The organism is Bradyrhizobium sp. 6(2017), assembly GCF_011058295.2.
In the GTDB taxonomy this organism is placed as follows: domain Bacteria; phylum Pseudomonadota; class Alphaproteobacteria; order Rhizobiales; family Xanthobacteraceae; genus Bradyrhizobium; species Bradyrhizobium septentrionale.
Genome location: NZ_CP049289.2, coordinates 538,571 through 554,207, shown reverse-complemented (window position 1 = coordinate 554,207; position 15,637 = coordinate 538,571). Strand labels below are relative to the sequence as shown.

The window sequence follows — 15,637 nt, the reverse complement described above, 5'->3', positions numbered from 1 at the left end:
TCTCGACACGCACCACCGTCATTCCGGGGCGCGCAACGCGCGAACCCGGAATCCATTTCACCGTCAGCACATGCGGCCCGATGGATTCCGGGCTCATCGCTTCGCGATGCCCTCAGGTGCGCAATTGCGCACCGCGAATGACGAGGTGAGAGTCTCCGCATGACAACAACCACAACCACCTCCCCAGCCCCCCGCCCCCGCATCGACTGGACGCGCCCGGTGCTCTGGCTGTTCGCGGCGGTGCTCATCCTGCTGATCCTGCTGCCGCTTTCGTGGCTTGCGGTTTTTGCCTTCACCGACAAGAACCGCCATCCGACGCTGCAGAACTTCGTCACGCTGTTCAGCAATCCCGATTTCCTCGATCCGCTGCTGACGACTGCGATCATCGCGACCACGTCGGCGGTGATCTGCTGCATCGTCGCGGCGCCGCTCAGCTGGCTGGTGTCGCGCACCGACATGCCGGGCCGGCAGACCATCCGCGCGCTGGTGACGGCGTCGTTCGTGACGCCACCGTTCCTCGGCGCGGTGGCCTGGGAATTGCTGGCCGCGCCGAATTCGGGGCTGTTGAATCAGCTCTACCGGCTGTTCGCGGGCGCGGATGCGGACGCGCTGTTCAACATCTATTCGATGACCGGGATCATCTTCGTGATCTCCTGCTACACTTTCCCGTTCGTGTTCGTGCTGGTGGCCAATGCGCTCGACAGCATGCCGGGTGAACTGGAGGACGCCTCCGCGATCCTCGGCGGCAACGCCTGGACCACAGCGCGGCGGGTGACGATCCCGCTGGCGCTGCCCGCGCTGGTCGCGGGCGCCCTGATCGCCTTCCTGCAGGCGATGACGCTGTTCGGCTCGCCGGCGATCCTGGCGCTGCCGGCCGGTTTCCACACCATGACGACCAAGATCTGGAGCCTGTTCCAGTATCCGCCGAAGCTCGAACTCGCGGCCGCCGCCGCCGTGCCGCTGCTGGTGCTGACCATCCTGCTGCTGCAGGGCCAGAAGGCGCTGCTCGGCCGCCGCGGCTATTCGGTGATCGGCGGCAAATATGACGCGCCGCGCCGCGTGGAGCTGAAGGGATGGCGCTGGGCCGCGCTCGGCTTCTGCCTCCTGGTGCTGCTCAACCCGGTGTTCCTGCCCTACTTCGCGCTGCTCAATGCCGCGTTCTCGCCGAATGCGACCACACTGGTGACGCCGTCGACGGCAACGCTGCACAACATCGTCTTCGTGTTCACCGAGCTGTCGTCGACGCAACTGGCGCTGAAGAACACCGTGATTCTGGGCGCCGCGACCGCGACCATCGGCACCATTCTGGCGCTGGTCATCGCCTATGTGACGACACGGAAGGTGATCGCGGGCCATCGCATCCTCGGCTTCCTCGCCACCGCGCCGGTCGCCGTTCCCGGCATCGTGCTCGGCGTCGGCCTGTTCCTGAGCTACACGCGGCCGCCCTTCGTGCTCTACGGCACGCTGTGGATCCTGCTGCTGGCGTTCCTCACCATCAACCTGCCCTCGGCCTATCAGCAATTGCAGGCGGCATTCGCGACCATCCATCCCGAGCTCGAGGAAGCAAGCCGCATCCTCGGCGCGACGCGGTTGCAGGCGTTGCGCCAGATCACCGCGCCTCTGCTGCGCACCGGGGTGATCGCGACCTGGTGCTTCATCTTCATCGGCGTGATGCGGGAACTGTCGGCCGCGATCGTGCTGTTCACCTCGCAGACCAAGGTGCTGTCGGTCCTGATCTACGATCTCAACGAAGGCGGCGACCTCGCCGCGATCGCGGTGCTCGGCATCGCGATGCTGGTTATTACATTTGCCGTGGTGCTGGCGGTGAACCAGATCCCGATGTCCGGCGGCAATGCCGGCGCGAAGCTGCGGAACGGGTAGCGTCGCTCCATCCCCGTCATTGCGAGCGAAGCGAAGCAATCCATATCTCACCGAAGGGATAGAATGGATTGCTTCGTTGCTACGCTCCTCGCAATGACGGAACAAACGGCGGCGCCCACCCATCTGGCAATCGCCACATTCATCCCGATATAAGGCGGAACCCCGCATATGAGGATCGTGTGACCAAATCCACCACCAAGAATTCGCCCCCTGTCGCGCCGCGCCGGCCGCATTCGTTCACCACTCATGGCATCACGGTGACGGACGACTATGCCTGGATCAAGGATCCGAACTGGCAGGAGGTGCTGCGCGATCCCTCGATCCTCGATCCCGATATCCGGACCTATCTCGAAGCCGAAAACGGCTACACCGAGAGCCTGCTCGGCCACACCGACGGCTTGCAGAAGCAGCTCGTCAAGGAGATGCGCGGGCGGATCAAGGAGGACGATTCCAGCGTGCCGTCGCCGGACGGCCCGTTCGCCTATTTCCGCAAGTTCCGCGAGGGCGGCCAGCACGAGCTGTTCTGCCGCACGCCGCGCGACGGCGGCGATGCGCATGTCGTGCTCGATGGCGATGCGCTGGCCAAGGACCACAAATATTTCAAGTTCGGCGGTAGCCGGCATTCCAACGATCACCGGCTGCACGCCTGGAGCGCCGACACCAAGGGCTCGGAATACTTTTCCATTCGGGTGCGCGACTGGGCCGATGGCGGCGATCTCGAGGATCTCGTCGAGGAGACCGATGGCGGCGTGGTCTGGGCCGCGGATTCGAAGAGCTTCTTCTACGTCAAGCTCGACGACAATCACCGCCCGATGCAGGTGTGGCGGCACAAGCTCGGCACCAAGCAGGCCGACGACATCCTGATCTATGAAGAGCAGGATCCCGGCTGGTTCACCCATCTGCACGAGAGCGCCAGCGGCCGCTTCTGTGTGATCGCCGGCGGCGACCACGAGACCTCCGAACAGCGGCTGATCGATCTCGCCAATCCCGACGCACCGCCGCGGCTGGTCGCGGCGCGCGAGGAAGGCGTGCAATACTCGATCGCCGACCGCGGCGACGAGCTCTTCATCCTGACCAACGCCGACGACGCCATCGACTTCAAGGTCGCGACCGCGCCCCTTGCGTCGCCCGAGCGCGCCAACTGGCGCGATTTGATTCCGTATCGCGAGGGCGTCTATGTGCTCGACGTCGAGCTCTATGCCGGTCACATGGTGCGGCTGGAGCGCGCCAACGCGCTGCCGGCGATCATCATCCGCGATCTCAAGACGGGCGAGGAGCACGCGATCGCCTTCGACGAGGCCGCCTATTCGCTCGACACCATGGGCGGCTACGAGTTCGAGACCACCAATCTACGCTTTGCCTATTCGTCGATGACGACGCCGTCGGAGGTCTATGACTACGACATGGCGACGCGGACGCGGGTGTTGCGCAAGCGCCAGGAGATTCCGTCCGGTCACAACCCGGCCGACTACGTCACCACGCGGATCATGGCGACCTCGCATGACGGCGCGCAGGTGCCGGTGTCGATCCTGCACCGCAAGGACTTTGTCCGCGACGGCAAGGCGCCGCTGCTGCTCTATGGCTACGGCTCCTACGGCATGGCGATGCCGGCGTCGTTTGCGGCGAACCGGCTGTCGCTGGTCGACCGCGGCTTCGTCTATGCGATCGCGCATATCCGCGGCGGCGCCGACAAGGGCTGGGGCTGGTATCTCGACGGCAAGCGCGAGAGGAAGACCAACACGTTCGACGATTTCGCCGCCGCCGGCCGCGCGCTGTGTGATGCGAACTATACCAGCGCCAAGCGCATCGTCGGCCATGGCGGCTCGGCGGGCGGCATGCTGATGGGCGCGGTCGCCAACCGCGCCGGCGAGCTGTTCGCCGGCATTGTCGCCGAAGTGCCGTTCGTCGACGTGCTCAACACCATGCTCGACGACACGCTGCCGCTGACGCCGCCGGAATGGCCGGAATGGGGCAACCCGATCGACAGCGAGAAGGATTTTCGTACCATCCTGTCCTATTCGCCCTACGACAATGTCGCGGCAAAGGACTATCCGGCGATCCTCGCAATGGGCGGCCTCACCGACCCGCGCGTTACCTACTGGGAGCCGGCGAAATGGATCGCGCGGCTGCGCGCTACCATGCGCGGCGGCGGACCGGTGCTGCTGCGGACCAACATGGGCGCCGGCCACGGCGGCGCCTCCGGCCGCTTCAACCGCCTCGACGAGGTCGCGATCGTCTACGCGTTCGCGCTGTGGGCAGTCGGGATGGCGGAGAGGGCGGAGGTGTAGCTTTCGTAGCCCGGATACCTCCCCATCGTCGTCCTGGCGAAAGCCAGGACCCATACCGCGTGATCTATCGAGCAAGGAAGTCGCAGTACCACGGCACTGCCAGCCTTCGCCAAACTCCTCCCTGTGGTTATGGGTCCCGGCTTTCGCCGGGACGACGGCGGAATGCGTGGCGGTCGCTTATCAAGGACGACGGCGGAGAGTGAGGCGCTACCGTCCCCTGGACTTCCGCCACGCTGCAAAATCCTGCAGCGTCTGCTCGTCGGTCGCGGGATAGAGGCCGAAGATGCCGCGACCCTTCTGCACCTCCTCGGTGACGAAATCCTCGAACGCGGTCATCTCGAGGGTTTCATTGGCGATCTCACCGGCGAGATGGGCGGGGATCACGATGACGCCGTCGCTGTCGCCGAGGATCACGTCGCCGGGAAACACCGGCGCGTCGCCGCAGCCGATCGGAACGTTGATCTCGATCGCCTGATGCAGCGTCAGATTGGTCGGCGCGCTCGGGCGGTGATGGAAGGCCGGGAAGCCGAGCCGCGCGATCTCGGCCGAATCGCGGAAGCCGCCATCGGTGACCACGCCGGCGCAGCCGCGCTTCATCAGCCGCGTCACCAGGATGGCGCCGGCCGAGGCCGCGCGCGCGTCCTTGCGGCTGTCCATGACCAGCACGCTGCCTGCGGGACATTCCTCGATCGCCTTGCGCTGCGGATGTGAGCGATCGCGGAATACCTCGATTGTGTTGAGGTCCTCGCGCGCCGGCATGTAGCGCAGCGTGAAGGCCTCGCCGACCATGGTCGGCTGATCCGGGCTTAAGGGATGAACATCTTGGATCATCTGAATACGGAGGCCGCGCTTGAACAGCGCGGTTGCAACCGTTGCGGTGGAAACGGTCTTCAGCTTGTTGCGGGTGGCGTCGCTGAGTTTTGACATGTGGTTTTTCCGATTGTCGTTCCGGGGCGATGCGTCAGCATCGAACCTCGGGGGCGCAATTGCGCCCCGGGGAATCTGGAGGTTCCGGGTTCGCTGCTGCGCAGCGCCCCGGAACGACGTGGTGAGTTAATAAATCGACGGCTCTCCCACCGGCTTGCCAAAACCGGTCTCCAGGAAATCGAAATCGCAGCCTTCATTGGCCTGCTTGATGTGTTTCGAGAACATCCAGCCATAGCCGCGCTCGAAGCGCTTTTCGGGCTGCTTCCATTCGGCGCGGCGCTTGGCCAGCTCCGCCTCCGGCACATCGAGATCGATGGTGCGCGCGGCGACGTCGAGCGTGATGCGGTCGCCGTTCCTGACCAGCGCCAGCGGACCGCCGATATAGGACTCCGGCGAGACGTGCAGGATGCAGGCGCCGTAGCTGGTGCCGCTCATCCGCGCGTCCGACAGCCGCACCATGTCGCGCACGCCCTGCTTCACGAGCTTGGTCGGGATCGGCAGCATGCCCCATTCTGGCATGCCCGGCCCGCCCTGCGGCCCGGCATTGCGCAGGATCAGCACGTGATCGGCCGTGACGTCGAGATCGGGATCGTCGACCGCCTTCTTCATCGACGGATAATCGTCGAACACCAGCGCCGGCCCGGTGTGCTTGAGGAAGCGCGGATCGCAGGCAGAAGGCTTAATGACGCAGCCGTCGGGCGCGAGATTGCCTTTCAACACCGCAAGCGCGCCCTCCTTGTAGATCGGATTCTCGACGGTGCGGATGACGTCGTCATTATGGACCTCGGCGCCTGCGATGTTGTCGCCCAGCGTCTTGCCTGACACGGTCATGCAATCGAGATGCAGATGCTGCTTGATCCGGTTCATCAGGCCGGGCAGTCCGCCGGCATAGAAGAAATCCTCCATCAGATAGTGGTCGCCACTTGGCCGCACATTGGCGATCACGGGCACCTTGCGGCTCGCCGTCTCGAAATCGTCGAGCGAAATATCCTGTCCGGCGCGGCGCGCCTGCGCAATGAGGTGAATGATGGCGTTCGTCGAGCAGCCCATCGCCATCGCGACCGTGATCGCGTTCTCGAACGCTCTTCGGGTCTGGATCTTCTGCGGGGTGAGATCCTCCCACACCATCTCGACGATGCGGCGGCCGGCCTCCGAGCTCATGCGGATGTGGTTGGCGTCGGCCGCGGGGATCGACGAGGCCCCCGGCAAGGTCATGCCGATCGCTTCCGCGATCGCGGTCATGGTGGACGCCGTGCCCATGGTCATGCAGGTGCCATAGCTGCGGGCGATGCCGGCCTCCATGTCGACCCAGTCCTTGTCGGAAATCTTGCCGGCACGGCGCTCGTCCCAGTATTTCCAGGCGTCCGAGCCGGAGCCCAACGTGCGGCCCTTCCACTTGCCGCGCAGCATCGGCCCCGCCGGCAGATAGATCGCCGGCAGATTCATGCTGGTGGCGCCGAGCAGCAGCCCCGGCGTGGTCTTGTCGCAGCCGCCCATCAGCACCACGCCGTCGACCGGATGGCCGCGCAACAGCTCCTCGGCATCCATCGCCAGCATGTTGCGGTAGAGCATCGTGGTCGGCTTCAAGAGCGATTCCGACAGCGACAGCGCCGGCAGCTCGAGCGGGAAACCGCCGGCCATCAGCACGCCGCGCTTGACGTCGTCGACCCGGCTCTTGAAGTGCATGTGGCAGGGCTGCGCGTCCGACCAGGTGTTGATGATCGCGATCACCGGCCGGTCGCGCCACTCCTCCGGCGCGTAGCCCATCTGCATCGCGCGCGAGCGATGGCCGAAGGCTCTGAGATCGTCGGGCGCAAACCAGCGCGCGCTGCGCAATTGATCGGGAGTCTTGTTCTTCTTCGTCATCTTCGGTGCGCCATGTGCTCGATATTGCGTGCTTCGATATTGCGTGTCTCGAGATTGCCTGCACGCGCGTCGTCTCAGCGCATGCCCTGCGCAACGCATATACTCGATTTCCGGGCGTGTCGTCCTGCGCACGGCGCAGACGTGCCGTTCGCCGCCCGTGTGCCGGGCGTGCGCCGCACAAACTCCGCAATCTGGAAATCAGCGTAGAATCCAGCCTTTGCTAGCTCTGGCGCTGCGCCGTCATCACGATGCGGACGAGATCGGCGGCATTGCGCGCGCCGAGCTTCTTCATGATGTTGGCGCGGTGATCCTCGATCGTGCGCGGGCTGATGCCGAGATGACGCCCGGCCTCCTTGTTGGAGGCGCCCGCGGTGAATTGCTCGAGCACCTCGCGCTCGCGGCGGGTCAGCGGCTCGCGCCCCGGGAAGTGCAGCGCGGCGATGCGCGACGCCGAGGTCTCGGCCTGGCGCCGCGTGTAGGCGTCGATCGCTTCATTGAGACGGCTGACGATCTCATTGCCGCGGAACGGCTTCTCGATGAAATCGAGCGCGCCGTTCTTGATGGCGCTGACCGCCATCTGGATGTCTCCCTGACCGGAGATCATGAAGATCGGCGCCGGATAATCCTCGCCGTGAAGCTCGCGCAGGATATCGAGGCCGGATTTGCCTGGAATATGCACGTCCAGCAGGATGCAGGCCGGCGTCCTGCTGCGCGCCACCGAGAGCAGCGCCGCACCATCCGCAAAGCAGATCACCTTGTAACCAGCGGTCGACAGGACCACGGAAAGCGTCTCGCGGACGGCGGGCTCGTCGTCGACCACGAAAATTTCCCCGCGAGGAGCGCCATTCTCAACCATTTGCATCGTCCATCAGTGGTGAAGCGTGCTGACCTGACCGCACAAGAAGTAACTCGACCATCTCGATCAATGGACCCGTATTTGTACGGGACGTCCGCTTAACGCACAAGTAGCACCGCGTTCCCTAAAAGCGGGGACGGTGGAGAAAACATGGATGGTAAATGCAGCGGCGGACGGCGTTGCAGTGCGTTTGGACGAGGGCAATGATTCCTACAACCTGATCGTGACGGACCTCGTCGCGCTGATCGGCCATGTCCAGGCGAGCCTGCGACTGATCGAAGCGGCGATTGCGCGCGAGGCATTGCTGGCCGAGAGGGACGCCGCCGCCAACATCGCCGTGCTTGACGACGTCACCCCACGCTACGAGGCTGCATCCACGGCCCTGAGAGCCTGCGACGCCGGCCTCGGCATGGCACTCGATTGCGCTATTCGGAGGCACCGGCGCGCCTCCTGAACTGACCCACGGGGGCGGCAGCCCCCCGGGTTCGGGCGCCATCACGCGGATCGTCCGACGACGCCCAACACGCCCCAACCCTTGGGGCGACCATCCGTTCCACGCATTCGGATTGACGGCAGGCCGTGCCCGGCCAGGCCAAGTCAGATCAGATCAGATCAGATCAGATCAGGTCAGGTCAGGCTCGGGCCCGCTCTTCGTCGGCGGACGCCCGGCGCTTGCTCGGCTTGCCCTTCAGGAAGCTGATATCCATTTCGGTGCCGTTGACGCGGACCAGCTCGCAACGGCGATAGGCAAGCCCGGTCGAGGACAATAGCAGGAAGAACTCCTTCAGGTTGAGCCCCTGAATGGAACCCTCGACCGTCAGCGACGCATCATTGTCCGAGATGGCGTTGAGCTGGCAGTCGCGCCGCCAGGTGCCGTCGATGGCCATGATGCAGACATCGACGCCCCGGCTGAACGTGACCCGCTCAACGGATTTGCCGTCTTCGGTCATCGCTCAATATCCGGCCGCCATGGCGGCCCTCGGCATGGCGAGCGCCGGCTGCACCCCGCTCGGCCGGTAAAGGCCGCGGCGGTCGGGAATCGGCTTGAACCTGTCGGTCAGACCGACCACGGTCTCGGCGGCGCCCAGCACCAGGAAGCCATCGGTCTCCATCGAGCGGGCGAGGCGGTTGAAGATGTTGATCTTGGTGTCCTGATCGAAATAGATCAGCACGTTGCGGCAGAACACCACATCGAAAGCGCCGAGCGCGGAGAAATCGTGCAGCAGATTGAGCTGACGGTGCTGCACCATCGAGCGCAACTCGGGATTGATCTGCCAGAGTTCACCAGACTGCTTGAAGTACTTGACCAGCATCTGGATCGGCAGCCCGCGCTGCACCTCGAACTGGCTGTAGATGCCGGCTTTCGCCTTCTCCAGCACCTCCTGCGACAGATCGGTCGCGATGATCTCGACCCGCCATCCCGCAAGCGCCGCGCCCATTTCCTTCAGGCTCATCGCCAGCGAATAGGGCTCCTGCCCGGTCGAGCCGGCGGCGCACCAGATCCGGACGCTCCGGCGCGCGGCACGCGCCTTCAGCACCTCCGGCATGATGGTGTCGCGGAAATGCTCGAACGGCACCTTGTCGCGGAAGAAGAAGGTCTCGTTGGTGGTCATGGCCTCGACCACCTGGACGGTGTGCGTGGACGAGCCGGCCCTGATCTTCGCCACCAGGTCGGGGATGCCGGACAGGCCGCTTTTGCGCGCCAGCGGCAACAGGCGGCTCTCGATCAGATACTGCTTGTCCGCAGACAGATCGAGACCGGAATGGTCCTTCAGGAGCTTACGCAGATACTCGTAGTCGGGGGGCGTCACGGGAGCCTCGCAAGGACAAAAGGGTGAATCTGGGTGTCAGGCTTCGGCCGACGCATCGAGCGCCAGCAGGCCCACTTCTTGGAATTTCGCGATCACGATGTCCTTGTCGAACGGCTTCATGATGTACTCGTTGGCGCCGGCATGCAGGGCCCGCGAGATGTGGTCGATGCCGTTTTCGGTGGTGCAGAACACGACCTTGGGCTGATCGCCGCCGGGCATGCGGCGGAGCTGCACGAGGAATTCGAAGCCGTCCATGACCGGCATATTCCAGTCAAGCAGCACCGCGTCGGGCAGCGCCCGCTTGCAGGCTTCGAGCGCCACGGCGCCGTCCTCGGCCTCGATGACGGTGAACTGCATTCCTTCGAGGATGCGGCGCGCGATCTTTCGCACCACACCGGAATCGTCGACGACGAGACATGTCTTCATGTGTTGGCCTCCTTGTAGAATCCGCCGTCTACGCGACGGAGCGTTACGCTGCAGCAGCTGTCTTGGGCACCAGTTCGAGCACGCGATCGATATCGAGGACGACCATGAGCTGGCCGTCGAGGCGGTAGACGCCGCCGGCGAGCTTGGCCATGCGGGGATCGAGGTTGACCGGGTTGTCCTGGCGGCTGTCGTCGGGCAGCCGCAGCACTTCGCCGATCTGGTCGATCAGGAGGCCATAGGATTCGCCGCGCTGGTCGACGCCGACCGCCATCGGCGGCTGGCCGTCAGCGGCCTTCGGCAGCCCGAGCCGGGCGCGCATGTCGACCACGGTGACGATGCGGCCGCGCAGATTGAGCACGCCGGCGATCTCGGTCGACGACAGCGGCACCCGCGTCAGCCGCTCCGGCATGAACACGTCCTGCACCCGCGAGATCGGTAAGCCAAACAGCTGCCCGCCGATCACAGCGGTGACGTATTCGGCCATCGCGCCTTCACTGGTCTCGGTCTTGCTGGTCATCGATGCTGTTTCCTTCGGGTCCTTCGTTTGAGCATGATCTGATCGGAAAACCGGTTCCCACTTTTCCGGATCATGCTCTAGGCCGCCCGGCGCAGTTCGGCGGTCTGCTCTTTCAGCGCCGCGATCAGTCCGGGACGGTCAAACTTGGCGACATAGTCGTGGAAGCCGGCCTGCCGGCCGCGCTCGATCGCCGCCGGCGACACCATCGCCGACAGCGCGATGATCGGCAGCCCGATCAGATTGTGGTCAGAGCGGATGTTCTCGGCGAACTCGAAGCCGTTCATCTCGGGCATCTCGATGTCGGTCAGCACCACGTCGAACGGTTGGCCCGAGCGCAGCGCGGCGAGCCCCTCCTGGGCATTGGGCGCGGTCCGCACCTTGTAGCCGGCGGCTTTGAGCACCGGCGCCAGCATGTTGCGGAAGAAGGCGCTGTCATCGACCAGCAGCACCGACTGCGCTGACGCCGACGGCCGCATCTCCTTGCGCGAGAACCAGTCGGCGAACGCCATCGGCAGGAAGTGGCCGACGTCGATCACCTCGGTGGCCTGGCCCTTGATCACCGCCGAGCCGAGGATGCCGTCCTGGCTGCCTGCGACCTCGATGTTGAGCCGCTCCTCGACGATGTCGATGATCTCGTCGACCACGAGCCCCATCGAGCGGCCGTCGTCGGCGAACACCAGGATCGGCTGCGTGCCTTGCGTCTGCACCTCGACACCGGCCATCTGCACCAGCGGCATCAGCTGCTCGCGGTACTGCACCATATAGCGGCCGTTCGAGAGCTCGATCTTGTCGGTTGCGATCTCTTCCAGCCGGGTGACGAGGCCAAGCGGCACCGCCTTGGGCTGGCTCGAGCCGGCGCGGAACACCAGCAGCGAGGTCAGCTGCTCGCCGCTCGAGGCGTGCGCCGCGGCACTGTCCTCGGCCATGTCATGGGCCGACGAGCCGGAGGCGCCGAGCGCCTTGGCGATGCCGTTGGGGTCGATGATCATGATCACGGCGCCATCGCCCAGGATGGTGTTGCCGGAGAACATGTCGATGTGACGCAGCTTGGTCGACATCGGCTTGACCACGATCTCCTCGGTGTGGAACACGCCGTCGACCACGATGCCAAAGGTCTGGCTGCCGACTTGCGTCACCACAATAAAGCCGTTCTCGGCGTCGGTGGTGGTCGCGCCGTCGTCGATCTTGAGCAGCTTCTTGAGATGGATCAGCGGCAGCAGCTTGTTGCGCAGCCGCAAGACCGCGGTGTCCTTGATCCGCTCGATGCGGTGCTCGGAGTTGGCGCGGGCCCGTACCAGCTCGACCACCGAGAGCTGCGGGATCGCAAAGCGGTCGCCGCCGGCTTCCACGATCAGGGCGGAGACGATCGCCAGGGTCAGCGGGATCTTGATGGTGACGGAAGCGCCCTCGCCGGCCACGCTCTTGATGTCGATGGTGCCGCCGATCTGGTCGATATTGGTGCGCACCACGTCCATGCCGACGCCGCGGCCCGACACCGAGGTCACCTGCGCTGCGGTCGAGAAGCCCGGCGCGAAGATGAACTTGTGGATCTGGGCTTCGGTCATCTTCTCCAGTTCAGCCTCGGTGACGAGGCCGTTCTGGAGCGCCTTGGCCTTGATCCGCTCGGTGTTGAGCCCGCGGCCATTGTCGGCGATGCAGATGATGATGTGGCCGCCCTCGTGATAGGCGGACAGGCGGATGGTGCCCTGCTCCGGCTTGCCGGCTGCGACCCGCTCGGCGGTGGTCTCCAGCCCGTGGTCGGCGGAGTTGCGCACCATGTGCGTCAACGGATCCTTGATCAGGTCGAGCACCTGGCGGTCGAGCTCGGTGTCGGCGCCGTGCATCTCCAGTTCGATCTGCTTGCCGAGTTCGCCGGAGAGGTCGCGGACGATGCGGGGCAGCTTCTGCCAGGCATTGCCGATCGGCTGCATGCGCGTCTTCATGACGCCTTCCTGCAGTTCGGCGGTGACATTGGAGAGCCGCTGCAGCGGCACCTTGAACTCGGTGTCCTCGTTGCGCCTGCTGATCTCCAGGAGCTGGTTGCGGGTCAAGACCAGCTCGGAGACCATGGTCATGAGGTGTTCGAGGGTGTCGACATTGACCCGGATCGACTGATTGGCGATCTTGTCGCCTTCCTGGACGTCCTCACCGGCGGCCTTGCGGGCCGGCTTCTTCGCGGGCTCGGCAGCTTCGGCGGCAGGCGCTGCGGGAGCAGTGGCGACGGGCTTGACGACAGGTGCGGGTGCGGCCACTTCGGTCGCGGTCTCGCGGAAGGCGCGCTCGAGCTCGTCGAGCGAGACTTCGCCCGGACGCAGCGGACGCTCCAGCGTCTGCACCACCAGCGTGCCTTCAGTCATCGCTTGGGTCATGTCAGCCTGCACGGACGGGGCCTCAACAACCGGCACGTCTTCTTCAGCAGCCACCATCGCGGCCATGCCGCGCTCGACCATCGCTTCCAATTGATCGATCAAATCGCGGTCGTTGCCTTCAGGCTCGGCCTCGGTGGCCTCCAGCCCAGCCAAAATCTCCTTGATGCGGTCGATCGAGGACAGGATCAGCGTCACGGCTTCCGCCTTCACCGGCATGCCGTCGCGGAATTTGCCCATCAAGGTCTCGCCGGCATGCGCCAACGCCTCGAGCCGCGGCAGCCCGAGGAAGCCGCAGGTGCCCTTGATCGTGTGCACCAGGCGGAAAATGTTATCCAGGATCTTCGCGTTGTTCGGGTCCTGCTCGAACTGCACCAGCTGGTTGTCGACCGTATCCAGGCTCTCGCTGCTCTCCGTCAGGAACTCGCGCAACAGATCGTCCATGAATCGGTCCCCTCAAGGTGCTACAGAACGCTCGCCTCGCATCGATAACTTGGCCTGCTTCACGGCGACGTTAATTTTGCCGTCCGTGCAACTACGGACGATGAAGCTTTCAAGCCTTCGGACGAGCATCACGACATCACGGACAGTCTCACCAGGACAGGCCCTTACCACCCGGACGGGAAAGAGGCCGTTCCAACGGTCATCGCAATTTGAACCAAATGAGCGCGAAGGACAGTTAAGCCCTGCGAAACATTCGCGGCCATGACGTCGGCCTGCATCAGGGCGCGATCGCCCATTGGTTGAAGCCGGCGGGGTGACCAAGGCACGCAAAAGCAAAGGCGGCGGAGTTTCCTCCGCCGCCTCGCTATTCGATATCTGTCGCGGCTACGCTTAGCGGAGCAGCTGCAGAACGCTCTGCTGCGACTGGTTGGCCAGAGCCAGCGCGGACACCGCGATCGACTGGCGGGTCGACAGCGCCTGGCTGTTGGCCGCTTCCTCGTTGGTGTCGGCCAGCGTCAGGTTGGACGAGCCGGTCTGCAGCACGTTGATCAGGTTCTTCGAGAAGTCCTGGCGGATCTGCACGATCGACAGGTTCGAACCGAGGGTCGAAGCCTGGGTGCGCAGCAGGCCGCTCGCCGAGTTGAGCGTCTTCAGCGTGGCGTTGGCCGAGGCGTTGTCGATGAAGTCCGTGCCGGCCACGAGCTTGGTGAGGTTGAGGCCGGAGGCATCGAAGGTCACGCCCTGGATCTTCAAGGTCGAGGAGCCCGTCTCGTTGAAGGTCAGCTTGAGCTGATCGCCATTGAGCAGGTTGATGCCGTTGTACGACGCGTCCTGGGCCGTCGTGGTGATCTGATCCAGGATGTTGTTGTACTGGTTGACCAGGTTGGAGCGGTTCGCCAGCCCGTTCGGATCCTGCACCGGGGCGCTGCCCGCCAGGCCGTTGAACAGCTTGCCGGCGCCGGCCGCCGTGCCACCGATCGTACCGATGGTCGCGGACGCAGCATCGTTGGTGGTGCTGATGGTGAGCGCACCGCCCGCGCTGAGCGACGCCTGCAGGTTGTTGGCCGACAGTGCGGCGTTCAGGTCGTTGAGGGACTTCACCTTGCCCGTGCCGCTGCCGAAGGTGATGTTGGTGGCGGTGCCGTTGCCGGTCGGGTTGATCGTCAGCGTCAAACCATCCAACGGTGAAGGCGTTGCCACGGTGCGTGCCGTGGTTCCGGCCGTAAGACCGAAGGCGGCCAGCCCCGAGCCGGAGATGTTGAGATCCTGGTTGATGCCGGTGCTGATCTGGAGCGCGCCAGCCGACACGGTGGAGGCGGTGGTCGCGCCGGTGATGCCGTCGATCGCGGTGAGCAGGTCGCCGACCGTCAGCGTGCTGCCCGCGCCGGTGCCGAGGGTCACGTTGCCGGCCGAATCGGTCGTCGAAGTGGTCTGCGAGGTCGAGAACGTGATCGACTTGCCGTTGACGTTGATCACGCCGGTCGGGGTCGCCGCCAGGGTATCAGAGTTGGCCGCACTGACGAGCTTGGTGGCGGCCGTGACCGGCACGGGCACCGTGAGATTGTTGTTGACGACCGAACCAGCGAGGATGGAATTGCTGTAGGTGGCCGTGCCACGGATATCGTCGGTGGTCGCGCCGGTGATCACAGCGGTCGTCACCTGCGATTTCTGGGAATAGCCGACTGCGGCCTGCAGGGCCTGGTTGGCGACCGACTTGGCGCTGTCGACGAGCTTCTGCAGCGAGGTGATGCCGGTGTTGGCGGCCTGCAGCACCTGCACGCCGTTGCCGATGCCGTCCAGCAGGTTGTTGATGTCGCTGGCGCGGTTGTCGAGCGACTGCGCCGTGAAGAAGTTGGTCGGATTGTCGAGAGCGGTGTTGACCTTCTTGCCGGTGGACAAGCGGTTCTGCGTGGTGGCGAGCAGGTCGGCCGTCGACTGCAGCGAAAGCAGATTTTGACGGACCGATGCCGAAAGAACGATGCCGGACATACTGATACCCTTCTGGATGAACACGATTGACGCGACGCCGCAAGTTTCACACGGCGACCCATGCCACACTGGTCTGTCCGCGCTACCCGTTCGTTAAAGGGCCGGTCCGTACAAATACCCAGAATGGCCTCGCCGGTGGTTTACGGGCCACGCGGCGCAGCCGCTGGATGCCGCCGCGCAAGGCCGGCAGCGCGCCGTTGTCGCGGCGGCGAATTCATCCCGCATTTGCAGGACTTGCGACATCCTGGCGCTGCCGACCTGACAGC

Annotated in this window: 12 protein-coding genes; 3 read left to right on the top strand and 9 right to left on the bottom strand. The window is 64.7% G+C overall.

Annotation, left to right across the window (positions count from 1 at the left end; translation table 11 throughout):
• Positions 1–159: 159 nt before the first annotated feature.
• Positions 160–1,881, top strand: coding sequence for an ABC transporter permease (locus G6P99_RS02695; protein WP_029084268.1), 1,722 nt, complete (start codon positions 160–162; stop codon positions 1,879–1,881).
• A 179-nt stretch (positions 1,882–2,060) separates the two neighbouring features.
• The gene (locus tag G6P99_RS02690) at positions 2,061–4,169 is read left to right on the top strand and encodes a S9 family peptidase (protein WP_029084267.1); all 2,109 of its coding nucleotides are present in this window, start codon (positions 2,061–2,063) and stop codon (positions 4,167–4,169) included.
• Positions 4,170–4,376: 207 nt separating this feature from the next.
• Here G6P99_RS02690 and G6P99_RS02685 read toward each other — a convergent pair whose 3' ends face one another.
• From G6P99_RS02685 to G6P99_RS02675, 3 genes are all read right to left on the bottom strand, one after another.
• Positions 4,377–5,096, bottom strand: coding sequence for a ribonuclease activity regulator RraA (locus G6P99_RS02685; RefSeq protein ID WP_165127155.1), 720 nt, complete (start codon positions 5,094–5,096; stop codon positions 4,377–4,379).
• A 126-nt stretch (positions 5,097–5,222) separates the two neighbouring features.
• Positions 5,223–6,962, bottom strand: coding sequence for an L-arabinonate dehydratase (gene araD, locus G6P99_RS02680; RefSeq protein WP_165127153.1), 1,740 nt, complete (start codon positions 6,960–6,962; stop codon positions 5,223–5,225).
• A gap of 220 nt (positions 6,963–7,182) precedes the next feature.
• Positions 7,183–7,818, bottom strand: coding sequence for a response regulator transcription factor (locus G6P99_RS02675; protein WP_029084264.1), 636 nt, complete (start codon positions 7,816–7,818; stop codon positions 7,183–7,185).
• A gap of 154 nt (positions 7,819–7,972) precedes the next feature.
• On the opposite strand from G6P99_RS02675, the gene G6P99_RS02670 reads away from it, so the two are divergent.
• Positions 7,973–8,272: a hypothetical protein gene (locus tag G6P99_RS02670; RefSeq protein WP_029084263.1), complete on the top strand. Its 300-nt coding sequence runs from the start codon at positions 7,973–7,975 to the stop codon at positions 8,270–8,272.
• A gap of 178 nt (positions 8,273–8,450) precedes the next feature.
• On the opposite strand, the gene G6P99_RS02665 is transcribed toward G6P99_RS02670, so the two are convergent.
• The 6 genes from G6P99_RS02665 to G6P99_RS02640 form a co-directional block, all read right to left on the bottom strand.
• Positions 8,451–8,768, bottom strand: a complete 318-nt coding sequence (locus G6P99_RS02665) for a hypothetical protein (RefSeq protein WP_029084262.1) — start codon at positions 8,766–8,768, stop codon at positions 8,451–8,453.
• 3 nt (positions 8,769–8,771) lie between these two features.
• Entirely contained in the window at positions 8,772–9,629 is an 858-nt protein-coding gene (locus G6P99_RS02660; protein WP_029084261.1) for a CheR family methyltransferase, read from the bottom strand.
• A 36-nt stretch (positions 9,630–9,665) separates the two neighbouring features.
• Positions 9,666–10,055: a response regulator gene (locus G6P99_RS02655; protein WP_029084260.1), complete on the bottom strand. Its 390-nt coding sequence runs from the start codon at positions 10,053–10,055 to the stop codon at positions 9,666–9,668.
• A 43-nt stretch (positions 10,056–10,098) separates the two neighbouring features.
• Positions 10,099–10,572 carry a chemotaxis protein CheW gene (locus G6P99_RS02650; RefSeq protein WP_029084259.1) on the bottom strand — a complete coding sequence of 158 codons (474 nt, stop codon included), beginning with the start codon at positions 10,570–10,572 and terminating at the stop codon, positions 10,099–10,101.
• A 77-nt stretch (positions 10,573–10,649) separates the two neighbouring features.
• The gene (locus tag G6P99_RS02645) at positions 10,650–13,382 is read right to left on the bottom strand and encodes a hybrid sensor histidine kinase/response regulator (protein ID WP_165127151.1); all 2,733 of its coding nucleotides are present in this window, start codon (positions 13,380–13,382) and stop codon (positions 10,650–10,652) included.
• A gap of 390 nt (positions 13,383–13,772) precedes the next feature.
• A complete protein-coding gene (locus G6P99_RS02640) occupies positions 13,773–15,371 on the bottom strand; it encodes a flagellin (protein ID WP_029084325.1) in 1,599 nt (532 codons plus the stop codon).
• Positions 15,372–15,637: the final 266 nt, after the last annotated feature.